This window comes from Streptomyces sp. TAA204, from assembly GCF_000424965.1.
Window position 1 is genome coordinate 205,028 of sequence record NZ_AUKW01000006.1, and the last position, 24,514, is coordinate 229,541.

At 73.1% G+C, this 24,514-nt stretch carries 18 protein-coding genes; 12 read left to right on the forward strand and 6 right to left on the reverse strand.

Translation table 11 applies throughout. The features are described 5' to 3' along the window. The first annotated feature begins 61 nt into the window (after window positions 1-61). The 3 genes from coaBC (at window position 62) to H343_RS0113800 (ending at window position 5,134) form a co-directional block, all read left to right on the forward strand. The gene (coaBC, locus tag H343_RS0113790) at window positions 62-1,288 is read left to right on the forward strand and encodes a bifunctional phosphopantothenoylcysteine decarboxylase/phosphopantothenate--cysteine ligase CoaBC (protein ID WP_028431632.1); all 1,227 of its coding nucleotides are present in this window, start codon (window positions 62-64) and stop codon (window positions 1,286-1,288) included. Between the two features lie 299 nt (window positions 1,289-1,587). Further along, window positions 1,588-2,796 carry a methionine adenosyltransferase gene (gene metK / locus H343_RS0113795; RefSeq protein WP_028431633.1) on the forward strand — a complete coding sequence of 403 codons (1,209 nt, stop codon included), beginning with the start codon at window positions 1,588-1,590 and terminating at the stop codon, window positions 2,794-2,796. Between the two features lie 187 nt (window positions 2,797-2,983). After that, window positions 2,984-5,134: a primosomal protein N' gene (locus tag H343_RS0113800; RefSeq protein ID WP_028431634.1), complete on the forward strand. Its 2,151-nt coding sequence runs from the start codon at window positions 2,984-2,986 to the stop codon at window positions 5,132-5,134. Between the two features lie 212 nt (window positions 5,135-5,346). Here H343_RS0113800 and H343_RS0113805 read toward each other — a convergent pair whose 3' ends face one another. Next, a complete protein-coding gene (locus H343_RS0113805; protein ID WP_028431635.1) occupies window positions 5,347-5,913 on the reverse strand; it encodes a hypothetical protein in 567 nt (188 codons plus the stop codon). A 260-nt stretch (window positions 5,914-6,173) separates the two neighbouring features. Here H343_RS0113805 and fmt point away from each other — a divergent pair, with 260 nt between their 5' ends. From fmt to H343_RS0113820, 3 genes are all read left to right on the forward strand, one after another. After that, window positions 6,174-7,121, forward strand: coding sequence for a methionyl-tRNA formyltransferase (fmt, locus tag H343_RS0113810; RefSeq protein ID WP_028431636.1), 948 nt, complete (start codon window positions 6,174-6,176; stop codon window positions 7,119-7,121). A 239-nt stretch (window positions 7,122-7,360) separates the two neighbouring features. Then, window positions 7,361-8,815 carry a transcription antitermination factor NusB gene (locus tag H343_RS0113815; RefSeq protein ID WP_028431637.1) on the forward strand — a complete coding sequence of 485 codons (1,455 nt, stop codon included), beginning with the start codon at window positions 7,361-7,363 and terminating at the stop codon, window positions 8,813-8,815. A 194-nt stretch (window positions 8,816-9,009) separates the two neighbouring features. Further along, complete coding sequence (locus H343_RS0113820; RefSeq protein WP_028431638.1) at window positions 9,010-9,471, forward strand: hypothetical protein; 462 nt, start codon at window positions 9,010-9,012, stop codon at window positions 9,469-9,471. Between the two features lie 66 nt (window positions 9,472-9,537). On the opposite strand, the gene H343_RS0113825 is transcribed toward H343_RS0113820, so the two are convergent. The 4 genes from H343_RS0113825 to H343_RS0113840 all read right to left on the reverse strand — a co-directional run bounded on the left by H343_RS0113825 (window position 9,538) and on the right by H343_RS0113840 (window position 15,886). Continuing rightward, the gene (locus H343_RS0113825; RefSeq protein ID WP_037903658.1) at window positions 9,538-10,344 is read right to left on the reverse strand and encodes an enoyl-CoA hydratase; all 807 of its coding nucleotides are present in this window, start codon (window positions 10,342-10,344) and stop codon (window positions 9,538-9,540) included. Continuing rightward, complete coding sequence (locus H343_RS0113830) at window positions 10,341-11,501, reverse strand: CoA transferase (protein ID WP_028431640.1); 1,161 nt, start codon at window positions 11,499-11,501, stop codon at window positions 10,341-10,343. The genes H343_RS0113825 and H343_RS0113830 overlap by 4 nt, the downstream gene beginning before the upstream one ends. Further along, window positions 11,498-14,548 carry an FAD-binding and (Fe-S)-binding domain-containing protein gene (locus H343_RS30510; protein WP_078505578.1) on the reverse strand — a complete coding sequence of 1,017 codons (3,051 nt, stop codon included), beginning with the start codon at window positions 14,546-14,548 and terminating at the stop codon, window positions 11,498-11,500. The genes H343_RS0113830 and H343_RS30510 overlap by 4 nt, the downstream gene beginning before the upstream one ends. 165 nt (window positions 14,549-14,713) lie before the next feature. After that, on the reverse strand, window positions 14,714-15,886 hold the full coding sequence (locus H343_RS0113840; protein WP_028431641.1) for an aminotransferase class V-fold PLP-dependent enzyme: 1,173 nt from the start codon (window positions 15,884-15,886) through the stop codon (window positions 14,714-14,716). Between the two features lie 97 nt (window positions 15,887-15,983). Here H343_RS0113840 and H343_RS30515 point away from each other — a divergent pair, with 97 nt between their 5' ends. The 5 genes from H343_RS30515 to H343_RS0113865 all read left to right on the forward strand — a co-directional run bounded on the left by H343_RS30515 (window position 15,984) and on the right by H343_RS0113865 (window position 21,278). Beyond that, window positions 15,984-16,745 (forward strand): IclR family transcriptional regulator, encoded by a 762-nt coding sequence (locus H343_RS30515; RefSeq protein ID WP_037903659.1) that lies wholly within the window; start codon window positions 15,984-15,986, stop codon window positions 16,743-16,745. 235 nt (window positions 16,746-16,980) lie between these two features. Next, entirely contained in the window at window positions 16,981-18,453 is a 1,473-nt protein-coding gene (locus H343_RS0113850; RefSeq protein ID WP_028431642.1) for an SLC13 family permease, read from the forward strand. Window positions 18,454-18,553: 100 nt separating this feature from the next. After that, window positions 18,554-19,243: a ribulose-phosphate 3-epimerase gene (gene rpe, locus H343_RS0113855; protein ID WP_028431643.1), complete on the forward strand. Its 690-nt coding sequence runs from the start codon at window positions 18,554-18,556 to the stop codon at window positions 19,241-19,243. 296 nt (window positions 19,244-19,539) lie between these two features. After that, a complete protein-coding gene (locus H343_RS0113860) occupies window positions 19,540-20,529 on the forward strand; it encodes a sugar-binding domain-containing protein (RefSeq protein ID WP_028431644.1) in 990 nt (329 codons plus the stop codon). A 272-nt stretch (window positions 20,530-20,801) separates the two neighbouring features. After that, the gene (locus H343_RS0113865; protein WP_028431645.1) at window positions 20,802-21,278 is read left to right on the forward strand and encodes a cation:proton antiporter regulatory subunit; all 477 of its coding nucleotides are present in this window, start codon (window positions 20,802-20,804) and stop codon (window positions 21,276-21,278) included. Window positions 21,279-21,344: 66 nt separating this feature from the next. On the opposite strand, the gene H343_RS34885 is transcribed toward H343_RS0113865, so the two are convergent. Further along, window positions 21,345-22,091 carry a S1 family peptidase gene (locus H343_RS34885; RefSeq protein ID WP_051265161.1) on the reverse strand — a complete coding sequence of 249 codons (747 nt, stop codon included), beginning with the start codon at window positions 22,089-22,091 and terminating at the stop codon, window positions 21,345-21,347. A gap of 494 nt (window positions 22,092-22,585) precedes the next feature. Here H343_RS34885 and H343_RS0113875 point away from each other — a divergent pair, with 494 nt between their 5' ends. Then, a complete protein-coding gene (locus tag H343_RS0113875; RefSeq protein WP_028431647.1) occupies window positions 22,586-24,466 on the forward strand; it encodes a BTAD domain-containing putative transcriptional regulator in 1,881 nt (626 codons plus the stop codon). Window positions 24,467-24,514: the final 48 nt, after the last annotated feature.

Here is a 24,514-nt window from a genome sequence, read left to right on the forward strand (position 1 = left end):
GTGTGAGTAGCAAGGCAGCAGCCCGCCCGGCACCGCCGGGCCGCGTCGGAAGAGGCGAGCGATGGAGCAGCAGCGCCGGCAGGACACACCCCGTGTCGTTCTGGGAGTCACCGGCGGCATCGCCGCCTACAAGGCGTGCGAGCTGCTGCGGCGGCTGACGGAGAGCGGCCACAGCACACAGGTGGTGCCCACGGAGTCGGCGCTTCGGTTCGTCGGCGCCGCCACCTTCTCGGCCCTGTCCGGCCGTCCCGTCGCCACCGATGTCTGGGAGTCGGTGCACGAGGTCCCGCACGTGCGCATCGGCCAGAGCGCCGATCTGGTCGTGGTCGCCCCCGCCACCGCCGACATCCTGGCGAAGGCCGCCCACGGGCTGGCCGAGGACCTGCTCACCAACACACTCCTGACCGCGCGCTGTCCGGTGATCTTCGCTCCCGCCATGCACACCGAGATGTGGGAGCACCCGGCCACGCAGGAGAACGTCGCCACGCTGCGCCGCCGCGGCTGCCTCGTCATCGAGCCGGCCGTCGGACGCCTCACGGGAGCCGACACGGGCAAGGGGCGCCTCCCGGAACCCGAGGCGGTCTTCGAGGTCTGCCGGGGGGTGCTGGCCCGCGGCGGTGTCGCCGAGCCCGCCGACCTCGCGGGACGGCACGTGGTGATCAGCTCGGGCGGCACGCGCGAGCCGCTGGACCCGGTCCGGTTCCTGGGCAACCGCTCCTCGGGCAAGCAGGGGCACGCGCTGGCGCGAACGGCGGTGGCTCGCGGCGCCCGGGTCACCCTGGTCGCCGCGAACAGTGAGCTTCCCGCGCCCGCGGGGGCCGATCTGGTGCCGGTGGGGACGGCCGTACAGCTCAGGGAAGCGGTGATCAAGGCCGCGGCGGACGCGGACGCCGTCGTGATGGCCGCGGCCGTCGCCGATTTCCGGCCAGCCTCCTACGCCCAGGCCAAGATCAAGAAGCGCGGCGGGGCGGAGCCGGAGCCCGTCGAACTGGTCCGCAATCCCGACATCCTCGCGGAGCTGTCCACCGACCGGCCCCGCGCGGGCCAGATCGTCGTCGGCTTCGCCGCCGAGACCGAGGACGTACTCGCCAACGGGCGGGCCAAGCTTGCCCGCAAGCGCTGTGACCTGCTGGTCGTCAACGAGGTGGGGGAGGGCAGGACCTTCGGGGCGGAGGAGAGCGAGGCCGTGGTGCTCGGCGCGGACGGCAGCGAGACGGCCGTTCCGTACGGGCCGAAGGAGGTCCTCTCGGACAAGGTCTGGGACCTGGTCGCACTGCGCTTCCCCTAGAGCCGGCGCGGGGCCGCGGGCCGCCGCGGGGGCGTACCCGGGACCGTGTCGAAACGGCGCGGAACGCCTCCTTCCGCCCGGTCCGGTTTGGGGTGCCATGCCGGGAAAGGGCGGTGGCGGACAGGTGCGTCAAGGGGGCATGCGAAGAGGGTTGCGCAGGTCACGGTCGTATCGAAGTTCGAGACTCCGTGATTGGATGCGGCCGTAGATGGATAAACTGGCGACGGACCGCGCTGGGCGCAGCTCCCGGCCGGTCCGACCAGAAATAGCCAGCAGCCGCTGCAACCCCAGGGAGCGATGTGTCCCGCCGCCTGTTCACCTCGGAGTCCGTGACCGAGGGTCACCCGGACAAGATTTCCGACCAGATCAGCGACACCATTCTCGACGCCCTTCTCAAGGAGGACCCGCACTCGCGGGTCGCCGTCGAGACTCTGATCACCACCGGCCTCGTCCACGTCGCCGGTGAGGTCACCACCAAGGCGTACGCGCCGATCTCCTCGCTCGTGCGCAACAAGATCCTCGACATCGGCTACGACTCCTCGAAGAAGGGCTTCGACGGCGCCTCCTGCGGCGTCTCCGAGTCCATCGGCGCGCAGTCGCCCGACATCGCGCAGGGCGTCGACACCGCCTACGAGAACCGCGTCGAGGGCGACGAGGACGAGCTCGACAAGCAGGGCGCGGGCGACCAGGGCCTGATGTTCGGCTACGCCTGCGACGAGACCGCCGAGTACATGCCGCTGCCCATCCAGCTGGCACACCGCCTCTCAGAGCGGCTCTCCGAGGTCCGCAAGAACGGGACCATCCCCTACCTGCGCCCCGACGGAAAGACGCAGGTCACCATCGAGTACAACGGCGACAAGGCCGTACGGCTCGACACCGTCGTGGTCTCCTCGCAGCACGCCGCGGACATCGACCTCGACTCGCTGCTCGCCCCCGACATCCGCGAGTACGTGGTGGAGCCGGAGCTCAAGCGCCTCGTCGACGAAGGCATCAAGCTGGACACCGACGGCTACCGGCTGCTGGTCAACCCGACCGGCCGCTTCGAGGTCGGCGGTCCGATGGGCGACGCCGGGCTCACCGGCCGCAAGATCATCATCGACACCTACGGCGGCATGGCCCGCCACGGCGGCGGTGCCTTCTCCGGCAAGGACCCCTCCAAGGTGGACCGCTCTGCCGCGTACGCGATGCGCTGGGTCGCCAAGAACGTCGTCGCGGCGCAGCTCGCCAGCCGCTGCGAGGTCCAGGTCGCCTACGCGATCGGCAAGGCCGAGCCGGTGGGTCTGTTCGTCGAGACCTTCGGCACGGCGAAGGTCGACGTCGAGAAGATCGAGCAGGCGATCAGCGAGGTCTTCGACCTGCGCCCCGCCGCGATCATCCGCGACCTCGACCTGCTCCGTCCGATCTACGCCCAGACCGCGGCGTACGGTCACTTCGGGCGTGAGCTGCCCGACTTCACCTGGGAGCGCACCGACCGCGTGGACGCGCTGCGCAAGGCCGCGGGGCTGTAACTCCCCGAAGTACCGTCCGGAGCAGGGCGCTTGAGGCGTCCGGCCCCTTCAGGCCCGGCCCCCGCACACACGGGGTGCCGGGCCTGACGCGTACCGGCACGGCCGGCGGCCGAGGTGCCCGCCGTGCGCACCGGTCCGGTACGGTCCGGTGCCCCGGTGTCCCCGCCGTCTGCTAAGACTGAAAGCTGTGAGCAGCGACAACGGGCAGCACGAACCCCCACCGGCCGGGCCGCCGGACGCGCCGGAACAGCTCGCGCTGCTGCGCGAGACCGTGCGGCGCAGCAAGCCGCCCCGTGCCCGGCCGCGCACCTGGCGCGGCGCGGCGCACGCCGAGAAGCTGCCCGTGGCACGGGTCCTGGTGGACAAGGGGCTGGTCCACCTCGACCGGTACTTCGACTACGCCGTCCCCGCCGCGATGGACGAGGAGGCACAGCCGGGCGTGCGGGTGCGGGTGCGCTTCGGCGCCGGAGAGAGGGAGGGCCGGCGCGAGGGCGGTCGTCTGACCAACGGGTTCGTCGTGGAGCGGGTCGAGGAGAGCGACTATCCGGGCGCGCTCGCACCGCTGGCACAGGTGCTCTCCCCGGAGCGGGTACTCACCCCCTCGCTGCTGAGGCTCTGCCGCGCTGTCGCCGACCGTTACGCGGGCTCCCTCGCTGACGTCGTGCAGCTCGCCGTGCCGCCCCGCATGGCCCGGGCGGAGAAGCGCGCCTCGCCCCCGGCGCAGCCTCCCCCCGCGCCGCCCGGGCCGGGGAGCTGGGAGCGGTACGCCGAAGGGCCCGCCTATCTGCGCGCGTTGGCGGAGGGCGGCGCACCCCGCGCTGTGTGGACGGCGCTGCCGGGACCGCGCTGGCCCGAGGAGCTGGCGCGTGCCCTCGCCGCCGCCCTCGCCTCCTCGCGCGGCGCGCTCGCGGTGCTTCCCGACGGGCGCTCGGCGGCGCGGGTCGACCGTGCGCTGACGGCGCTGATCGGCGAGGGGCGGCATGTGCTGCTGACGGCCGACTCGGGCCCGGAGGAACGCTACTCGCGCTGGCTCGCGGTCAGCCGTGGGTCGGTCCGTGCCGTGGTGGGCACGCGCGCGGCGATGTTCGCACCCGTACGCGATCTCGGGCTGGCGGCGCTTTGGGACGACGGGGACGCAGCCCACAGTGACGACCACGCGCCGCAGCCGCACGCCCGCGAAGTGCTCCTCCAGCGCGCGGTGACCGAGCGGGCGGGCATGCTGCTCGGCGGGCACAGCTGCTCGGTCGAGGCCGCTCAGCTCGTCGAGACTGGCTGGGCACGGCCGCTGACGGCGTCCCGGGAGACGGTGCGCGCCACGGCCCCCCTGGTGCGTACGGTCGGTGAGCTGGACGAGGCGCGTGACCCGGCGGCCCGCACCGCGCGGCTGCCCACCCTCGCCTGGAACACGGCGCGGGACGCGCTGCGACGGGGGCCCGTCCTCGTCCAGGTTCCGCGGCGCGGCTATGTTCCGCGGCTGGCGTGCGAGCGGTGCCGTGCCCCGGCGCGCTGCGTGTCCTGCTCGGGGCCGCTGGAGGCGGCGGAGGACGGCGCCGACCTGCGCTGCGGTTGGTGCGCCCGTGCGGCACCGGGGTGGCACTGCGCGGAGTGCGGGGGGACGCGGCTGCGCGGGCAGGTCTTCGGGGCGCGGCGCACCGCGGAGGAGCTGGGACGTGCCTTTCCGGCGGTGCCGGTGCGCACGTCCGGGCGCGATCACGTACTGGGGAGCGTGCCGGACGTCCCGGCGCTGATCGTCTCCACACCGGGTGCGGAACCGGTCGCCGAGGGGCCGGGGTACGCGGCGGCGCTGCTGCTGGACGGCTGGGCGCTGCTGGGGCGCCCCGATCTGCGTGCGGGGGAGGAGGCGCTGCGCCGGTGGCTGGCGGCGGCGGCACTGGTACGGCCGCAGGACGAGGACGGCAGTGTGCTGATCGTCGCCGAGCCGACGATGCGGCCGGTGCAGGCCCTGGTGCGCTGGGATCCCTCCGGCTTCGCGGTGCGTGAGTTGGCGGAGCGTGCCGAGCTCGGATTTCCGCCGGTGTCGCGGATGGCGGCGGTCGTGGGGCGGGCCGAGGCCGTGGCCGAACTGCTGGAGCAGGCCGGCCTCCCGGCGGACGCCGAGGTGCTGGGGCCGGTGCCGCTGCCGGTGGCCGCGCCGGGGCGGCCGCGCAGGACGGGCGATCCGCCGGCGGGCGAGAGCTGGGTACGTGCCCTGGTGCGGGTGCCACCCGGCTCCGGGGCGGCACTCGCCTCGGCTCTCAAGACCGCCCACGCGGCGCGGCTGACGCGACGTGAGGGCACTCCCGTGCAGATCCGCGTGGACCCGCCGGACATCGGGTGACCCGGTCCGCGCAGTCGCCGGCGCCCCGGGGTTCCGCGCCCCTGCCGTCCTCGGTGCCTCTGCCGTCCCCGGCGGCAGGCAGCTGCGACGGCGGCGGCCACCGCCGGGGTGAGGGGCAAGGAAATTCCCACGGCCCGGCAGCGGAGGCGGACGGCGCACCGCCCGGCGGCGAGGCACGCCGGCCGGGCGGTGGAGCAACGGCCGTGGAGGAGTCAGCCGTTGCGAGGGCCGGGGAACGCCCCCGGTCTGTGGTCCCGGGCCGGGCGGCCGGGAACGGGCCTGGCGGCGGGCCCGTGGCCGCCGGCCCCCTGGGCGGCGGCCGGCGGGGGGACCGCCGCCGCGGGAAGTGCGGGCGCCGCGGGGGCGGAAGGCGACGGGGAGGGCGGGGAGTCGGGCGACTGCCCGCCTGTGTCGGTCAGTTCACGTGACGCGTTGCGCCGCGACCCGTAACGGCGGTGCACCGCCTGCTTGGTGACACCGAGCGCCGAGCCGACCGCGTCCCAGGAGAAGCCCAGCGACCGGTCGAAGTCCACCGCCGCGGTGACCAGCGTCTCCACGCTGTCCCTCAACTCCTGGGCGAGCCGCACCGTTGGTGCGGGAGCTCGCCCGTAGACGACGAAGCCCGCGGACGGGGCGGATCGTCGCGGGCGGTAGACGTTGCCGAGCTGGGCGGTGAGGGTTCGCAGTGCGTCCACCTGGCGGCGGACCCGCTCGATGTCCCGCACCAGAAGATGCAGGCTGGCCCTCGCCTGGGCGTCGTGGGTTGCGTGGTCGGCCATGGGAAAGCCTCTCGAACCGGCGTACAGAGAACAGGAGCCGCGGAACGGCTCGTTTCGGTCAATCTGACTTGACCAACGCGGTGATGGCCGCTCGGGTCACGCCCCGGGGGCGTGTTCGGGCAGGCCGGGGGTGCGCGCCGTTGCGTACGCCCCCCTCGGGTGGCGCGGTCGGTGCGGTGGCCGGGACCGTAGACTGGCGCGTCGTCCGCGCCGGAGCACTCCGTGGCGCGCCGCCGTTCTGTGAGAGGTGTTCCCCACCGATGAAGCTGGTCTTCGCCGGCACCCCCGAGGTCGCCGTGCCCGCGCTCCACGCGCTGCTCGCCTCGGAGCGGCACGAGGTGGCCGCCGTGATCACCCGCCCCGACGCGCGCGCCGGACGCGGACGGCACCTCGTGCCCAGCCCCGTCGCGCAGCGCGCCGCCCAGGAGGGCGTCGAGGTGCTCAAACCGGCGCGGCCGCGCGATGAGGACTTCCTCGCCCGGCTCCGCGAGATCGGACCGGACTGCTGCCCCGTCGTCGCCTACGGCGCGCTGCTGCCCCGGGTGGCACTGGACGTGCCGGCGCACGGCTGGGTCAACCTCCACTTCTCCCTGCTGCCGGCCTGGCGGGGAGCCGCCCCCGTACAGCACGCGCTGCTGGCCGGGGACGGGACGACCGGTGCCAGCACTTTCCTGATCGAGGAGGGACTGGACTCCGGGCCGGTCTACGGGGTGGTCACCGAGGACGTGCGGCCGACGGACACCAGCGGTGATCTGCTCACACGTCTCGCCCTCGCCGGCGCGGGCCTGCTGGCCGCGACGATGGACGGCATCGAGGACGGCACGCTGCGTGCCGTCCCGCAGCCGGACGAGGGCGTGACGCTCGCACCCAAACTCGGCGTGGAGGACGCCCGTATCGACTGGTCCGCGCCCGCCCTGCGGGTGGACCGCCTCGTACGCGGATGCACGCCCGCCCCAGGTGCCTGGACCGTCTTCCGCGGTGAGCGGCTCAAGGTGCGCTCCCTGACCGCGCGGCCCGAGCGGGCCCTGCCCGAAGGAAGCGCACTCGCGCCGGGTGAGCTGCTGGCGGGCAAAAACTGTGTGTGGGCCGGCACCGGTTCGCACGCCGTGGAACTGCAGTGGGTCCAGCCCCAGGGCAAGAAGCCGATGCCCGCAGCCGACTGGGCGCGAGGGGTGCGCACCGGCGAGGGCGAGCGGCTGGGCGAGTAGCGGAACGCGCCCCCGGGGGCCCCGGGCCCCGGTGCGGGCAGCGCCCGTAGGGACGGGAACGGCACCCGGCGTAGGCTGAAGGGGCCACCCGGCGCGGGTGCCGCCCGCCGCCGGGAGGCTGTGTCCTGTGGCCGCCGGGCGGCTGGCCGCCGTGGGCGGCTGTGTCCCGCGCCGCGCCGCACGGTCGCATGCCGCCCCCTGCCGCCCCTTCGTCATCACAGTCCGGAGCACCTTTTCCCGTGAGCAACCGGCAACGCCGCCCCGCCCGCCCCTACCGCCGCCCCCGCAAGGACCCCGTGCGCATCCTCGCCTTCGAGGCACTGCGCGCCGTCGGCGAACGCGACGCCTACGCGAACCTCGTCCTCCCGCCGCTGCTGAAGAAGGCGCGCGAGAAGGAGGACTTCGACTCCCGGGACGCCGCGCTGGCCACCGAGCTGGTCTACGGCACGCTGCGGTGGCAGGGCACCTACGACGCGATCATCGCCGAGTGCGTCGACCGGCCGCTGAGCGAGGTCGACCCGCCCGTGCTGGACGTGCTCTCACTCGGCGCGCACCAGTTGCTGGGCACCCGCATCCCCACGCACGCGGGCGTGAGCGCGACAGTCGAACTGGCCCGTGCGGTGCTCGGGGACGGTCGCGCCAAGTTCGTCAACGCCGTGCTGCGCAAGATCGCCGCCGAGGACCTGGAGGGCTGGCTGGAGCGGGTCGCGCCGCCCTACGACGAGGACCCCGAGGAGAGCCTGGGCATCCGGCACGCGCACCCCCGCTGGATCGTCTCCGCGCTGTGGGACGCCCTGGGAGGCGGAAGCCGCGGCATGGAGGACCTGCTCGCGGCCGACAACGAACGGCCCGAGGTGACCCTCGCCGCCCGCCCGGGGCGCGCCACCCCCGAGGAGTTGCTCAGCGACGAGATCGTGCCCGGACGCTGGTCGCCCTACGCCGTCCGCCTTGCCGAGGGCGGAGAGCCCGGCGCGCTCGAAGCCGTACGGGAGGGACGTGCCGGGGTGCAGGACGAGGGCAGTCAGCTCGTCGCCCTCGCCCTGGCCGACGCGCCGCTCGCGCCGCCGCGCGCGGACGGGGACGAGGACGGGGGCCGGGACGAAGACGGAGGCCGGGACGAGCGGTGGCTCGACGCCTGCGCCGGACCGGGCGGCAAGGCCGCGTTGCTGGGCGCGCTGGCCGCGCAGCGGGGCGCGGTGCTGCTCGCCGCCGAGAAGCAGCCGCACCGCGCGGGGCTCGTCGCACGCGCACTGGCGGGAAACCCCGGGCCGTACGGGGTGATCACCGCGGATGCCACCCGTCCCGCCTGGCGGCCGGGAAGCTTCGACCGTGTGCTGCTGGACGTGCCCTGTACGGGGCTGGGCGCCCTGCGGCGGCGTCCCGAGGCACGCTGGCGGCGGCAGCCGCAGGACGTCGCGGGCTTCGCGCCGCTGCAGCGCGACCTGCTGAGGCAGGGACTGCACTCCGTGCGCGTCGGCGGCGTCGTCGGCTACGCGACCTGTTCCCCGCATCCGGCCGAGACCCGCGCCGTCGTCGAAGACCTCCTCAAGGAGACCGGGGCCGAACTCCTCGACGCCCGCCCGCTGTTGCCGGAGATGCCGGATCTGGGGGAGGGGCCCGACATCCAGCTGTGGCCGCATCTGCACGGCACGGACGCGATGTACCTGGCGCTGCTGCGGCGCACGGCGGGCTGACCGGTTCACCGCCGGGCCCGGTACCGGACCGGGCCTGAGAACCGGAGGGGGACCTGCCACCTCAGGCCCGGACAACCGCGCGACCTGACCGCGCCACGGGGCCGGACCACCTGACCGCGCCACGGGCCCGGCCGGTGCTTCTACGATGGTGTGCGTCGGTCCGTGCCGGTCCGGCGGCGGCACAGGGGGTGTGCATGGAGGCGGAGTTGGCCGCTCTTGCGGCGTCGGCGGCGTCGAGCCTGGTGGGTCTCATGGTCTCGGAGACCTGGACGCAGGCCAGGGCGGGGCTGGCGCGGTTCTTCGGCCGCGGTGGCGACGAGAGCGCAGCCGAGGATGAACTTGCCCTGTCTCAACGGGAGTTGATGGCGGCTCGCAGTTCCGGCGACGAAGAGGCCGAGGCCGACATCGAGGCAGGATGGCGCACGCGACTGCGGCGTGCCCTCCAGGCGGACCCCCAGGCGGCCGAGGAGCTGCGGCAGTTGCTCGCGGAACTCGACCCGCAGGGCGGCGGCCGGCCGCACGTGACGGTGCACAACCGCATCAGCGGCGGCGTGCAGCACGGCCCGGTCGTCCAGGGGCAGCACTTCTCCGGGCTGACCATCCGCAGTTCCCCTCCCCTCCCCTCCGGTCCCGGGCGCGAGGACCGAGCCGAGTGACACCGCACAGGCGGCAGGCGGCGGGGAGACGGGCCGCCGGCCCCCTGGCGTCGGGACCGCCTGTGCTCAGCGTCCCTGCCAGCGCGGGGGACGCCCCTCCAGGAAGGCTGTGACGCCCTCGCGGAAGTCGCCGCTGCCGTAGCACAGTTCGTAGAGGTCCTCGGCCGGTGCGGGAGCGGCGGCGGCGAGCACCCGCCGGTCTGCCTCCTTGAGTGCGGCGAGGGTGAGCGGGGCGCCGCGCGCGATGCTCTCGCCGAGCCGGGCCAGCCGGTCGTCGAACTCGCCGGGCTCGACGATCTCCTGGACGAGCCCCGCCGCCAACGCCTCCGCGGCGGGGACGAGTTCGGCGGTGAGCAGCGCACGCAGCGTACGGGCGCGGCCCAGGGACGCGTACAGGCGGGCGATCACGGCGGGGGCCAGGCAGTTGCCGAGGGTACGGGCGATGGGCGCCCCGAACACCGCGTCCGGCGTGCACAGCACCACGTCGCTGCAGGCCGTCAGCGCGAGACCGGCGCCGACGGCGGGGCCCTGGACTGCGGCGACCACCGGCATGCGCAGCCCCGCGAGACGTTCTACGGCACGTCCCACACGCTGCTCGTAGGCGACGCCGTCCGCGCCCGTGAACCCCTCGAACTCGCGGATGTCGGTGCCCGCGGCGAAGGCACGGCCGCCCGCCCCGCGCAGCACCGTCAGCCGCACGTCCGGGTCGCCGTCGATCTCCTCGCAGGCCTGCTCCAGCTGGTCGTACATGCCCATGGTGAGCGCGTTGCGGCGGCGCGGATTGGCGAGCGTCACCTGTGCCGCGTACGCACCGGTGCCGGGTACCGCCTCCTTGGTCCAGCTCACGCCGGGGCTGTGCTCGTCACCGTTCATGCGTCCCCCAGAAGTTCCTCGTTGTGCTCGCCGAGCAGCGGTGGGTGGCGGCGCATCCGCGCCGGGGTGCGGCCCAGCTTGACCGGGAATCCGACGACCCGTGAGCGGCCTTCGACGGGGTGGTCGTAGTGCTCGACCATGCCACGCGCCTCGGCGTGCGCATCGGCTCCGAGGATCTGCCCGTAGTCCAGGATCGGCCCGGCGGGCACTCCCGCCTCCAGCAGCAGCGTCACGCACTCCTGCGTGCCCAGGGCCGCCAGCCTGCCCTCCAGCAGGGCGATCAGCTCCGCACGGTGCTCCATCCGGGCCGTGTTGTCGGCGAACCGTTCGTCCTCGGCCAGATGTTCCATGGACAGGGCGGTGCACAGCCGCTGCCACAGGCGCTCGTTGTTGGCGGCGACCGTGACGTGACCGTCCATGGTGCGGATCACCTGGTACGGGGCGGACATGCGGTGGGCCGACCCGAGGCGCTGCGGGGCACGCCCCGTGGAGAACAGCTCGGTGGACTCCCACACCGACATCGCCAGCACCGCCTCGTAGAGGGACGTCTCCAGGTACTGCCCCTCCCCGGTGCGCAGCCGGTGCGTGTACGCGCCGAGGATGCCGATGGCGCACAGCATTCCCGCGCCCAGATCGCCCACGGGCAGGCCGCACTTGACGGGCGCGCTCCCGGGGTCGCCGGTGACGCTGACGGCGCCCGCCATGCCCTGTGCGATGAGGTCGTAGCCGGGGCGGTCGGCGTACGGTCCGTACTGGCCGAAGCCGGAGATCGAGGCGTAGATGACATCGGCCCTGACCGCGCGGACGGACTCGTAACCGGCGCCGAGCCGGTCGGCGACGCCGGGCCGGAAGTTCTCCACGACGACGTCGGCGTCCCGCACGAGCCGGCGGAAGTCCTCCTGCCCCTGGCCGGAGCGCAGATCGACCGTGACGCTGCGCTTGTTCCGGTTGAGGGAGTGGAAGGCGGCGCTGTCGTGGCCGGGCCGGGGAGAGCTCCAGGAACGGCGGACCTGGTCGCCCGTGCCGGGCGGCTCCACCTTGATCACGTCCGCGCCGAGATCGGCGAGGAGCATCGTGCAGTAGGGGCCCGCCATCACCTGGGTGAGGTCGATGACGCGTACGCCCTGGAGCGCGCCCGCGGACTGACCGGCCGTCACCGCCGACCCTCCGCTTCGGTCCCGGGCCCGTGGGAGGACGCGCCCGTGCGCCTGTCCATGTCCCCGTCCCCGCCCGTGTACCCGCCCCTGTCCCCGTCGCCGGCGGGCACGTACTGCGGCAGCAGCGCCTCGCGCACCAGCTCGACCGGGTGCCACGCGGTGCGGCGCGTGCCGTGGAAGATCTGCTGCCGGCAGGAGACACCGGTGGCGGCCAGGACCGTGCCCTCGGGCTCCCCCTCGATCGCGGGGAAGAGACGGTCGCCTCCCACGGTCATCGACAGGCTGTAGTGCTCGGACTCGAACCCGAACGAGCCCGCCATCCCGCAGCATCCCGCGTCCAGTTCGACGACCTCGGCGCCGGGGATGCGCTTCAGCAGCGCGACGGTGGCGGCGGTGCCGACCTCGGCCTTCTGATGGCAGTGGCCGTGGTAGACGATCCTGCGTCCGGCGGGCCAGGCCTGGGTGCTCAGCCGGAGCCGCCCGTCGTCGATCGCGTCGGTGAGCAGTTCCTCGACCTGCCGCACCCGTTCGGAGACGTCCTGGACGGCCTGCTCCTCGGGCAGCAGGGCGCGGTGCTCGTCGCGGAGGGTCATCAGGCAGGAGGGTTCGCAGCCGACGACGGGCGAGCCGGGCGGAGTGGTCTCCTTCAGCAGCCCGGCCAGCTTGCGGGCCTGCTCCTTTGCCTCCTCGATGAGGCCCTTGGAGAACGCGGCGCGGCCGCAGCAGCCGCGGGTCTCCAGCGCCACTCGCCACCCGGAGCGTTCGAGGAGTTCGACGGCGGCGCGGCCGATGCCCGGTTCGGTCCAGGTGGTGAAGGAGTCGGCGAGATAGGTGACGGTGCCCTGCGTGCCTGCCGCTGCCTCCTCCGCCCGGTGGCGGCGGAACCAGCGCACCAGATTGCGGCGGACGTAGACGGGCAGCGGCCGGGCCGCGGCGATGCCCAGCCTGCGCTCCATCAGCCGCCGCAGCACGGGGATGCGTCCGGGGAGGTTGGACAGCGGTGCGGTGGCGGACCCGAGCCGGTTCAGCGAGCGGATGGAGCCGAAGACGCGCGAGCGCAGGGGGACTCCGTGCCGGTCGTGGTGGTGGGAGAGCGCCTCCGCCTTGAGAGTCGCCATGTCGACACCGAGGGGGCATTCGCTCTTGCACGCCTTGCACATCAGGCACAGCCCGAGGACCTCGTGCAGGCGCTCGTCGCCCAGCGCCGTGTGCGGATCGGGGTCCGAGAGGGCCTTGACCAGCGCGTTGGCCCGCCCGCGGGTGGAGTCCTCCTCGTTGAGGGTGGCCATGTACGACGGGCACATGGCGCCGCTGCCGCTCTTGCGGCACAGCCCGATGTTCATGCACCGGTCGGCGGCGCCGCGCATGCCTCCCACGACCTCGAAGTCCAGGTGGGTGCGCAGCGGTCCGGGCTGCGGCAGGGCGGGGTCGCGGAGGTTGTCCGTCATGGCGGGGGCGTCGACGATCTTGCCCGGGTTGAGGCGGTCGTGCGGGTCGAAGAGGCCCTTGACGCGGCGCATCGCCTCGTACAGGTCCTCGCCGAAGATCTCGCGGTTGAACTCGCTGCGGGCCAGACCGTCGCCGTGCTCGCTGGAGTTGACGCCGCCGTACTCCCTCACGAGGTCCTTGACCTCCTCGGCGACGCTGCGCATCGTCGCGACCTGGGCGGGGTCGGCGGCATCGACGAAGGGCCGGATGTGCAGGCAGCCCACCGAGCAGTGGCCGTAGAAGCCCGCGGTGAGGCCGTGCCGGTCCAGGACGCCTTTGAAGCGGCTGGTGTACTCGGCGAGATGGAGCGGGTCCACGGCGGTGTCCTCGACGAAGGCCAGCGGGCGGCGGGTGCCCTCACCCGCGGCCATCAGCAGCCCGAGGCTGGACTTGCGGACCTTCAGCAGGGCGCCCTGCTGCGCCGGGGTGACGGCCCGCAGCGTGTGGTACCCGTGGCCGTGGCGCTTCCAGAGGGAGGTGAGCCTGTCCAGCGCGCCGGTCAGTTCGCGTTCGTCGTCGCCGGTGAAGCTGACGAACAGCAGTGCCTCCGGGTCGCCTTCGAGGATGCCGCTGAGCGAGGCGTACTCGATCTTCTGCCGGGCCAGGTCCAGGATCGTACGGTCCATGAGCTCCACGGCCGCGGGGTCGCAGGCCAGGGCGTCCTCGGTGGCGCCGATGGCGCCGGCGACGGAGGTGAAGTGCCCGACGGCGATCACCGTACGGGCGGGCTTGGGCACCAGATCCACCAGTGCCCGGGTCGCCAGTACGAGCGTCCCCTCCGATCCCACGACGAACTTCGCCAGGTCGAAGGGCTCCTCGTTGCGGGCCAGCCGGTCCAGCCGGTAGCCGCAGGCGCGGCGCCAGAACTGGGGGAACCCCTCGGCGATCGCCGCGGCGTTGTCCCGCACGATCAGCGGCAGTTCACGGTGGAGACGGCCGTGGAGCGTGGGCTCCCGGGCGAGGAGCGCGCGACGGGCCTCCGTCACCGGTGCCAGGTGCGCGGTGCCGGCGTCGGAGAGCACGGCGTCGAGTTCGCGTACGTGGTCGATGGTCATGCCGTAGCGGATCGAGCCGCTGCCCGCCGAGTTGTTGCCGATCATCCCGCCGACGGTGGCGCGGTTGCTGGTGGAGGTGTCGGGCCCGAACATCAGGCCGTGCGGCGCTGCGGCCCGGTTTAGCTGGTCCTGCACGACGCCGGTCTCGACCAGCGCGGTCCGTCCCTCGGCGTCGATCTCCACGATCCGGTTCATGTGCCGGGAGAGATCCAGCACGAGGCCGGGGCCGACGGTCTGGCCCGCCAGACTCGTACCGGCGCCCCGCGGGACGACCGGTACCCCCAGTTCGCCGGCCGCCGCCACCGCCGCCTGTACGTCGCCGGCGTGCCGCGGGAAGACCACGCCGAGCGGCTTGATCGCGTACATGCTGGCGTCGCGGGAGAACAGATGCCGGGTGTAGTCGTCCACGTGGACCTCGCCGTCGATGTCCTCGCGCAGCCGGGCCGCGACGTCCTGTGCGTCCGCGTTGCCGGCAGTGGCGGTCTCGCCGCTGGTCGCTGTCATGTGCTGCGGGCTCCAAGGGCTCGAAGGGCACGAAGGATTCGAAGGCGGGAGGAGTTCGAGGAGCGCGGCCCTCCGGCGTACGCGGCCGAACGGGCAGCCCCAAGACCGGCGCACCGGGAGGTGACGGGCGGAGGGCGGGATGCGGCCCGGAACTCCCGGAACCGGTCACTCGGGGCGCAGCACGTCCAGCGCCGCACCGAGACCGCCCGTGTCGACCGGGACGCCGGACAGCTCCAGCCCCATCTGGACGCCCGCAAGAGTCCCGGCGAGCGTCAAGTCGTTGAAGGCGCCCAGGTGTCCGATGCGGAAGACGCGTCCGGCGAGTTGGCCCAGGCCCGCGCCCAGTGACATGTCGAAGCGTTCCAGGACCCTCTCGCGGAGTTTGTCGGCGTCGTGCCCTTCGGGCAGGAGGACGGCGGTGAGTGAGGAGGAGTGCTCGCGCTCGTCCAGGCAGAGAACCTCCAGGCCCCAGCCCCGCACGGCGGCGCGGGTGGCGGCGGCGTGGCGCGCGTGCCGGGCGAAGACCTCGCTCAGCCCCTCGGCTGCCAGCATGCGCAGGGCCTCTTCCAGACCGTAGAGGAGGTTGGTGGCCGGGGTGTAGGAGAAGGAGCCGAGACGGTTGGCCTCGATGACCGGCCGCCAGTCCCAGAAGGACTTGGGCAGCCGCGCGGTCCGTGCGGCTTCCAGTGCCTTGCCGCTGACGGCGTTGAAGCTCAGCCCGGGCGGCAGCATCAGCCCCTTCTGCGAACCGGCGACGGTGACGTCGACGCCCCACTCGTCGTGCCGGTAGTCGATGGAGCCGAGCGAGGAGACGGTGTCGACGAGCAGCAGCGCGGGGTGGCCGGCCTCGTCCATGGCGCGTCGGATCTCGGGGATGCGGCTGGTGACGCCGGTGGACGTCTCGTTGTGCACGACGCAGACCGCCTTGATCTCACCCGCGGTGTCCGCGGCGAGCCGCTCGGCCAGGACGTCCGGGTCGGCGCCGTGCCGCCAGTCGCCCGGCACGAAGTCGCGCTCGGCCTCCAGCCCGAGGGAGCGGGCCATCTCCCGCCACAGCGAGGAGAAGTGGCCGGTCTCGAAGCCGAGCACGCGGTCGCCGGGGCTGAGGGTGTTGACCAGGGCGGCCTCCCACGCGCCCGTCCCGGACGCCGGGTAGATCACCACGGGCCCGGACGTGCCGAAGACCGGCTTGACCGCTTCCAGGAGACGGAGCGTCAGTGCCGCGAACTCGGGACCGCGGTGGTCGACGGTGGGCGCCGACATGGCGCGCAGTACCTGCTCGGGGACGTTGGTCGGGCCGGGGATCTGCAGGAAGTGGCGACCGGTGCGCGGTGTCATGAGCCGACTCCATCGAATGGGTTGTGCCGCTACGTGGCACGCTGTATCGTCTGACGGCACAGCGGAGCATAGGATTCCCTCCGGAACGAGTCAATGGATGCAGAACGTCGTCAACGCCCTCCGGGCTCTCGAGGAAGTCGCCGAGCGGCAGCCGATCGGTGTCGCGGAGCTGGCGCGCGCCATGGAGCTGCCCAAGAGTTCCGTGCAGCGCACGCTGATCACGCTGCACGGTGCGGGGTGGATCCGTCCTGCCGGCTCCGCTCCCACCCGATGGGTCGTCACCACCAAGGCACTGCACGTCGGACGGCGCGCCACCGGCGAGCTGGGGCTGCGTGACGTGGCGGTGCCGGTGATGGAGGACCTGCGCCGACGCACCGACGAGACGATCCACCTGGCGGTCCGCGAGGGCAGCAAGGTGGTGCTCGTCGAGCGGCTGGAGACAAGCCAACCCGTGCGGATCATCCTGCCGTTGGGCCAGGACCTGTCCCTGCACGCCTCCGCCAACGGCAAGGCGGTGCTCGCCGCCGAACCCGCCGGCGCGGCCGAGAGCTACATCGCTGCGGGGCTGCGGGGGTTCACCGGGACCACGATCACCGACCCGCGCAGGCTCCTCGACGAACTCGCCGAGACCCGGGCACGCGGCTGGGCCGTCAACGGCGGTGAATGGCGTGAGGACGTCTCAGCCGTCGCCGCAGCCGTCCTCGCGGAGAGCGGTGCGCCCGTCGCGAGCATCAGCGTCAACGTCCCGACGAGCCGCATGACGGACGGGGCGCGGTCCGCGTACGGCGCTCTGGTCAGCGAGGCGGCGAAGCGGATCAGCGCAGAACTGGGACGCGCGCACGAGGGGAGCGCCGAGTGACGGGGGATCACGCCGCGAACCCTTGACGCGCTCGGACCCCCCTCCCATACTCGCCCAAGGCGAAAACCGGATTCCGGATCGCGGAATTGCCTTGGCCGCTCGCGCAACAGCCCCAACAGGGCGCGCGGCGGGCGGAGTTGTGGGGCCGAAGTATTCCTGAACGCCCCTGATTCTCATTCAGAATGGCACCGGCGCGCCTGTGAAATGACCGTTCGACCGAAGGCGAGGAAGCCTCGTGTCAGATCAAGTCATATCCATTGTGGGACTGGTGCTGGTATTCGCCGTCGCCACCGTCTCCTCGGTCCACATGGGCGCGCTCGCCATCGTCGCGGCATTCGTGATCGGCACGGCTTTCGTCGGTGAATCCACGGACGACATATTCGGCGGGTTCCCGGGCGACTTGTTCGTCGTCCTCGTGGGCGTCACATTCCTCTTCGCCATAGCGAAGAACAACGGAACGGTGGACTGGCTGGTATACCGCGCGACCGAGGCGGTGGGCGGCAGGATCGCGCTCATCCCCTGGGTGATGTTCCTGGTCACGGCCGTACTGACGGCCTCGGGCGCGGTCGTTCCCGCCGCTGTGGGAATCATCGCCCCCATCGGCGTGGGATTCTGTGTGCGGTACCGGATCAACCCCGTCCTGATGGGTCTGCTCATCATCAACGGGGCGAGCGCCGGGGGCTTCTCACCGATCAGCATCTTCGGCAGCATCACCAACGGTGTCGTCTCCAGGAACGACCTCGCGGGCAACCCCACCCTGCTGTTCGTCTGTTCGTTCCTCTTCAACGCCCTCCTCAGCGTCGTGGTCTTCTTCCTCTTCGGCGGGCGGAGCCTCATCGGGCGGCGTGCGGAAGAGGAATCCTCCGCGCTCGGTGAGGACGGGAAGGACGGCGGGACGCTCGTGGCCGTGTCCGCCGGCTCCGGCCCGGATTCCCCGTCCGGCCCGGATTCCCCTTCCTCCGTGGACCCGGCATCCGGCAGCGGCCCGCCGGCGGGCGGGAGCGGCGCCTCCGCGGTGGCGACGGCCCAGGCCGGTACCCGCCCGTCTCCCGTACCCGCGCCAGCGGGGCCCGCCGGAGAAGGCGCGGCCCTCCCCGAAGAGCCGATGCGTCTGAACGGCACCCGTGTCCTCACGCTGCTGGGCCTGCTCAGTCTCGTGACCGGGTCGCTCTTCTTCGAGCTCGACGTCGGCCTGATGGCGCTCACCGTGACCGTGGTGCTCACCCTGGTCTCCCCGCAGTCGGCCAAGGGCGCGGTGGACCGCTGCGCATGGTCGACGGTCCTTCTCGTCTGCGGCATCGTGACGTTCGTCAGCATGATGGAACGCATCGGGACCATCGACTACCTCGGTGACAGCGTCGCCTCGATCGACGCGCCTCTGCTCGGGGCGCTGCTGATCTGCCTCATCGGAGCCGTGGTCTCCGCGTTCGCCTCCACGACCGGCATCCTCGGCGCGCTCATCCCGCTGGCCGTGCCGTTCCTGCAGGGCGGCCACGTCGGAGCAGTGGGCATGATCATCGCACTGGCGATCTCCTCGTCCGTCGTGGACTCCTCGCCCTTCTCCACCAGCGGCGCCCTGGTCACGGCCAACGCCCCCGAGGAGCAACGGGAGACCGTCTTCCGGCGCCTGATGGTCTGGGGCATGAGCATGTGCGCCATCGCGCCGGCCACGACGTGGGCGCTCTTCGTCGTCCCCGGCTGGCTCTGAGAGTCCGGGGCGGGCGACCTCCCCCGGCCGCCGCGGCCCATGTGCTCCGGCGGCCGGGGACCGGCGCCCGCGCCGCCGCGGCGACCGGGATACTGGGGCCATGGCTCAGATCAACCCCAGCATCCTCTCCGCCGATTTCGCCCGCCTCGCCGAGGAGGCAGAGGCCGTGCGCGGCGCCGACTGGCTCCACCTCGACGTCATGGACAGTCACTTCGTACCCAATCTCACCCTCGGCGCCCCCGTCGTCGAGGCGCTGAGCCGGGCGACCGACATCCCGCTGGACTGTCACCTGATGATCGAGGACCCCGACCGGTGGGCACCGCAGTACGTGGAGGCCGGCGCCGGCTCCGTCACCTTCCACGCGGAGGCCGCCGCCGCACCCGTACGTCTGGCCCGGGAGATCAGGGCGGCGGGCGCCCGCGCCTCCATGGCTCTCAAGCCCGCCACCCCCGTCGAGCTCTACGAGGACCTGCTGCCCGAGCTGGACATGCTGCTGGTGATGACCGTCGAACCCGGCTTCGGCGGACAGGCGTTCCTCGACATCATGCTGCCCAAGATCCGCCGTGCCCGGCAGCTGATGGACAAGCACGGTCTTCAGATGTGGCTCCAGGTCGACGGCGGCGTCTCGGCCTCCACCATCGAGCAGTGCGCGGAGGCCGGGGCCGACGTCTTCGTCGCGGGCTCCTCCGTCTACGGCACCGACGACCCCGCCGCCGCCGTCACGGGACTGCGCCAGCAGGCCGAGGAAGCGGCGGGCCGCGGCGCGGCCGGTGCGGGGGACCTGGGCTGAGGGGCTCTCCCCCTCCCGCGGGCGCCGGTGCCGGGACGCCCCGGCACCGCCCTGGGTGGCCGTCCTCCGCGGTCCCGCCGCGGCCCTCGGTGAGCCGCCCGGCCGCGGTCCCTCTCGCCTCCCGCGCGGTGCGAGCACACTGGAGAGGTGCCCCCGCCGTTCCCGCCCGGGTGCGCGGAGAGTGCGGGAGTGGGATCAAGGTCACTCCGGATCTGCAAGGATGAACGTCCAGCGCTGATGCGCACGTACAGCAGGACAGTGAGGTGAGTGCGGTGTCGTCGGGTCGGACCACACGAATGGGACCCGCCGAGCTCATGCAGGCGGCGGCCATGGCACGCCGCTTCTACCTTGAGGGCAAGTCCAAGATCCAGATCGCGGACGAGTTCGGATTGAGCCGCTTCAAGGTGGCGCGGGTGCTGGAGACAGCGCTGGAGAGAGACCTGATCCGCATCGAGATCAGGGTGCCCGCCGAGCTCGACGCCGACCGCTCCGACGCCCTGCGGGCCCGGTACGGGCTGCGGCACGTGGTCGTCGTCGAGTCGCCCTCCGAGGCCGCCGACGACGGTGCCGACCCGGAGAACCTGGGGGAGGTCGCCGCCGATCTGCTCGGCGAACTCGTCACCGAGGGCGACGTGCTCGGCCTCGCCTGGGGGCGCTCCACCATCCACATGGCCGCGGCCCTGCGCCAGCTCCCGCCCTGTACGGTCGTCCAGCTCACCGGCGTCTACGACGCGGGCACCGCGGACCGTGGCTCGGTCGAGGCCGTACGGCGGGCCGCCGAGGTCGCCGGCGGTGAGGCGCACCCGATCTACGCACCCATGCTGCTGCCCGACTCCGCCACCGCAGCGGCCCTGCGCAACCAGACCGGCATCGCCCGCGCCTTCGAGTACTTCGACAAGGTGACGGTCGCGGCCGTCTCCATCGGCTCCTGGGAGCCGGGCATCTCCACCGTCCACGACATGCTCAGCGACTCCGAACGGGACCACTACTCCTCGCTGGGCGTGGCCGCCGAGATGTCCGCGCACCTCTTCGACAAGAGCGGCCGACGGATCGGACGGGACCTGGGGGAGCGGTGCATCACCGTCGAGGCCGAACGGCTGCGGCGCGTGCCCGAGGTCGTCGCCATCGCGGGCGGACAGCGCAAGGCGGAGGCCGTCGGTGCGGTGCTGCGCTCGGGTCTGGTGACCTCCCTGGTCACGGACACCGCCGCGGCCGACTACCTGCTGACGGAGGCGGAGCCCGGCCCCAAGCCCGCCCTGGAGCGTGCCGACCCGGACGGTTCCTGACCCGCCCGGGCCGGGTCCGGGCCGGGCGCCCCGTCCGGACCCGCGTCCCGGACCCGATTCCCGGAGCCACCGTCCGGACCCGCGTCCCGACCCGCGTCCCGACCCCGGCCCCGAGTGGCCTCGCCGCCGGCTCCCGGCCCTTGCCGGGCGGCCGATTCCGCAGGCAGGACGGACGCGCGTGGGGACGGCGCGGCCGGGCGCGTTACTCTCGTTGCCGGCCGTGACGACGTCACGGCCCGTATCGCGCACTCTCCGAGGAGGCAGAGGCAGCCATGACCACGCAGCGCACCAAGCTGCCGGGAGTCGGCACGCAGTACGACATAGAGACCCGGGGCGGCCGCCACGTCTCCGTCGTCGCCCATCAGGACGGCCGGCGCTTCCTCGGCTTCTACGAGCCCGACGACCCCGACACCTGCCAGGCCACCGTCCCGCTCGACAAGGACGAGGCCGCCTCGCTGGCCGAACTGCTCGCTCCGCCGCAGACCCCGCGGCTGGGCACCAGTGAAATGGACCTGGACCTGGTCACCGAGCGCATCCCGGTGACCACCCAGTCCCCGTTCCGCAGCCGCCAGCTGGGGGAGACCCGCGCCCGCACCCGCACCGGTGCCTACATCGTGGCGGTGCTGCGCCGCACCGGCCCGCACCCCTCTCCGGGACCGGAGTTCCGCCTGGAGGCGGGGGACTCCGTCGTCGCCGTCGGCACCCGCGAGGGCGTCGACGAGCTGGCCCGCATCATCAGCGGCACCTGAGCGCGGCGGGCGACGGCGGCCGGGGCCGTCGCCGCGCGCCGCAGCCAGGGAAGAGCTGACGGCCGGTCAGAGGAGGGTCAGGCCGTAGGCGGCGAGTACCTCCGTGACGGGCTGGTAGAAGGTGGACCCGCCGGAGGCGCCGGTGACGAAGCCCAGTGCGGTGGTCCCGGAGAAGGCGGGCACACCCGTGTCACCGGCCCCCGCGGAGACGTTGGAGCTGAACAGGCCGTGGACGCTTCCCTCGGGATAGTTGACGGTGAGGTTGACGCTCAGGATGGTGCCGCAGTGCATGCCGGTGGTGTGCCCGGCATGGCAGACGACCGCTCCGACCATGGGGGAGGCGCTGCCGGTGATGTCGATGATGCTGCCGCCGGCCGAGATCTGTCCCGGACGTGCCACGTCGGGGTTGGTGTAGTGGAGCAGGCCGTAGTCGTCGCCGGGGAAGGACGTGTCCGCCGTCGTCCCGGCGGGGACGGTCATGGCGGCGTCCGCGTACCAGGTGGTGGCGCTGCTGAGGCAGCGGCCGGAGGCGATGCCGTAGTCCTGGGTGCCGTCGGTGGCGTTGAACCCCAGGGTGCAGACCGCTCCGGGAGCGTAGATGCGGTCCCCTCCGCGGAGCACCGCCTGCTGTGCGGCGGCGGGCTGCTCGCCGCCCGGGCGGGCGGTGGTGGCGGTTCCGGGCGTGGTGGTGCCTGCGGATGCCGCGGAGGCCGGTGCCGCTCCGAGCAGTAACAGCACCAGGGCGGTGCCCAGCGCCGTGACGCGGCGGTGCGCCGCACGGCGAAGTACGCCGGCAGATCTTCGAGAGAGCATGTCCCGTCCTCCATGGGTGAGGGCGGCCCCGGCGGAATCCGGAAGCCGCTGTGCGGGTGGACCAGCTCATTGTGTGAGAACACCGGCGCACCGCACCAGAGGTGTGAATCACCGTCATTCGGGAGCGACTCGGCGGTTTCACGCTGAGCGTGACCGGAATTGGCGCCTCATTCTTCGAGTGCCTGTGACAGAAGTCTCGACCTGCATTCCGGCCGCTCCCTAGAATGCATTCGGAACTTCCCGGTTGCCGGACTCGCAGGGGATGCCCCGGTTTGTGCTCTTGCGCAAAGTGGCTCGGACCGCCCCTTGCTTTCCGTGCGTGCGAAGGCTCCGGACCGATTCTCCGTGTTCATTCACGACCAGTGCGCACACGGTGCGCGAGACGGGGGTGCAGTACGTGAAAAGGGACCAGTCGGCCAACTGTGCTGAATTCGGCGAAAAGTTGACGCCGGGCTCGACCGGCACGGCGACCACGGAAACCGGGGGACGGGTGGATGCGTTTTCAGCTGCTGGGGCCGTTGAGCATCGCAGACGGTCGTAACGTCGTCGTCCTGCAGCCCTCCAAGCCCACCAGTCTCCTCGCCGCGCTCCTGGCCCACCCCAACACCGTGGTCGCCACCGGCTACCTGCTGCGTGCCCTGTGGGACGACGAGCAGCCGGCGACGGCAAGAGCCGCACTGCAGACGTGCGTTCTGCGACTGCGGAGGATCTTCGCCAGGTACGGGATCGCCAACAGCGCCGTCGAGGCCGTCCCCGGCGGCTACCGCATGCCCGCCGACGCCGGGACGCTCGATCTCGTGCGCTTCCGCGAACTCGTACGGGCGGCACGGGAGTCGGGCGAGGCCGAGAGCGAGCTGTACCAGCTCAAGGAGGCTCTCGCCCTGTGGCAGGGGCCGCTGCTGGCCAACGTCTCCTCCCGGATGCTCCACCGCGACGAGGTTCCCCGGCTGACCGAGGAGCGGCTGCGGGCGCTGGAGCGCGCCTGCGACATCGAACTCTCCCTCGGCCGCTGCCGGCAGGTTCTGGTGGAGCTGTGGGAGGCGGCCCGTACCCACCCCGGCCACGAGCGCTTCTCGGAGCAGCTGATCGAGGCCCTGTACCGCACGGGGCGTCAGGCGGAGGCGTTCGCCGAGTACCGGCGGGTCAAGACCCGGCTGAAGGAGGAACTCGGCGTCGACCCCGGCCCGTCGCTGCAGCGGCTGGAGCTGTCCATCCTGCGGGGCGACGACCTGGGGCCCGCCGTGGCCGACCAGGCGGCGCCGGTGTCCGCGCCGGGTCTCCCGGCAGGCTCTCCGCCCGTGCACCCGCCGGCACTCGGCGCGGGCGGCGGCACGGACTCTCCGCCCGCGCTCACGTCCGCGGCAGGGCAGCCCCACGCACCGGCCGGTGCTCCGCCCGCGCCCGTCCGGCGGCCTGTCCCGCCCGCTCCCGTCTCCTGCTTCACCGGACGTACAGCCGCCGGTGAAGCCATCGGCGAACGTCTGACGGGCCGGCAGGCCGCCTCCGAGGCCCTGGTGGTCATCTCGGGCGCCCCCGGCATCGGCAAGAGCGCCCTCGCCCTCCACACGGCCCACCGCATCAAGGACGCCTTCCCCGGCGGCTGCGGCGTGCTGCCCATGGTCCGTCCCGACGGCGGCGCGCTGAGCACCGAGGAGGCGCTGGCCGCGCTGGGCCCGCGCCCGGAGCGCGGCGCCGGCCCCTCGCTGCTGGTGCTCGACGACGTGCTCGGCGCCGACCAGGTACGCGACCTGCTGCCCGCCGTCGAGGGCAGTGCGGTGATCGTCACCAGCAGACGCGGTCTTGCGGGCCTGGTCGCCACCCACGGCGGCCACGTGCACCGGCTGGGCACCTTCGATCCCGGCGAGTCCCGTCAGCTGCTGGTGAGTACGCTCGGCCGGCAGCGCGTCGAGGCTGAGGAGGAGGCGGCGGAGCAACTGGCTTCACTGTGCGGCCACTTCCCGCTGGCCCTGCGGATCGCAGCGGCGCGCCTGCTGACCCGGCCCGCTCTGAGCGTGGCCGACTGCGCCGCGTGGCTCGCCGAGGACAGCCCGGCCCGGCTCGCCCTGGCCGACGACCCGCGCATGTCCGTGCCGAACGTCTTCGACGGTGCGCTGGAGCGCCTCCGGCCCCCGCTGGCCGAGGTGTTCCTGCGCGTGGGCGGAGAGGAAGGCGCGCACCTCTCGGGCGACGACGCCGCCGCTCCCCTGGGGACCGGGCCGCCGGAGGCGGAGGAGCTGCTCGAACAGCTCGCGGACGCGGGGCTGTTGGAGGACGGCCCGCCGGGCCCGTACCGCATGCACGGTCTGCTCCGGCGCTACGCGCGTCGAGCGGCCCGTGACCCCGGGCGGGGGCGGCGCCCCGACGCTCCCGGCTGAGGGGATCAGAAGACCGCACCGCCACCGACAGCGCAGCCTCGCCGACCG

What these genes read in the sequence shown, in the direction of transcription:
- coaBC (WP_028431632.1), top strand. Translation starts at nt 62, where the DNA reads ATGGAGCAGCAGCGCCGGCAGGACACACCCCGTGTCGTTCTGGGAGTC.
- H343_RS0113805 (WP_028431635.1), bottom strand. Translation starts at nt 5,913, where the DNA reads ATGGCCGACCACGCAACCCACGACGCCCAGGCGAGGGCCAGCCTGCAT.
- fmt (WP_028431636.1), top strand. Translation starts at nt 6,174, where the DNA reads ATGAAGCTGGTCTTCGCCGGCACCCCCGAGGTCGCCGTGCCCGCGCTC.
- H343_RS0113820 (WP_028431638.1), top strand. Translation starts at nt 9,010, where the DNA reads ATGGAGGCGGAGTTGGCCGCTCTTGCGGCGTCGGCGGCGTCGAGCCTG.
- H343_RS0113825 (WP_037903658.1), bottom strand. Translation starts at nt 10,344, where the DNA reads ATGAACGGTGACGAGCACAGCCCCGGCGTGAGCTGGACCAAGGAGGCG.
- H343_RS30510 (WP_078505578.1), bottom strand. Translation starts at nt 14,548, where the DNA reads ATGACAGCGACCAGCGGCGAGACCGCCACTGCCGGCAACGCGGACGCA.
- H343_RS0113840 (WP_028431641.1), bottom strand. Translation starts at nt 15,886, where the DNA reads ATGACACCGCGCACCGGTCGCCACTTCCTGCAGATCCCCGGCCCGACC.
- H343_RS30515 (WP_037903659.1), top strand. Translation starts at nt 15,984, where the DNA reads ATGCAGAACGTCGTCAACGCCCTCCGGGCTCTCGAGGAAGTCGCCGAG.
- rpe (WP_028431643.1), top strand. Translation starts at nt 18,554, where the DNA reads ATGGCTCAGATCAACCCCAGCATCCTCTCCGCCGATTTCGCCCGCCTC.
- H343_RS0113860 (WP_028431644.1), top strand. Translation starts at nt 19,540, where the DNA reads ATGGGACCCGCCGAGCTCATGCAGGCGGCGGCCATGGCACGCCGCTTC.
- H343_RS0113865 (WP_028431645.1), top strand. Translation starts at nt 20,802, where the DNA reads ATGACCACGCAGCGCACCAAGCTGCCGGGAGTCGGCACGCAGTACGAC.
- H343_RS34885 (WP_051265161.1), bottom strand. Translation starts at nt 22,091, where the DNA reads ATGCTCTCTCGAAGATCTGCCGGCGTACTTCGCCGTGCGGCGCACCGC.
- H343_RS0113875 (WP_028431647.1), top strand. Translation starts at nt 22,586, where the DNA reads ATGCGTTTTCAGCTGCTGGGGCCGTTGAGCATCGCAGACGGTCGTAAC.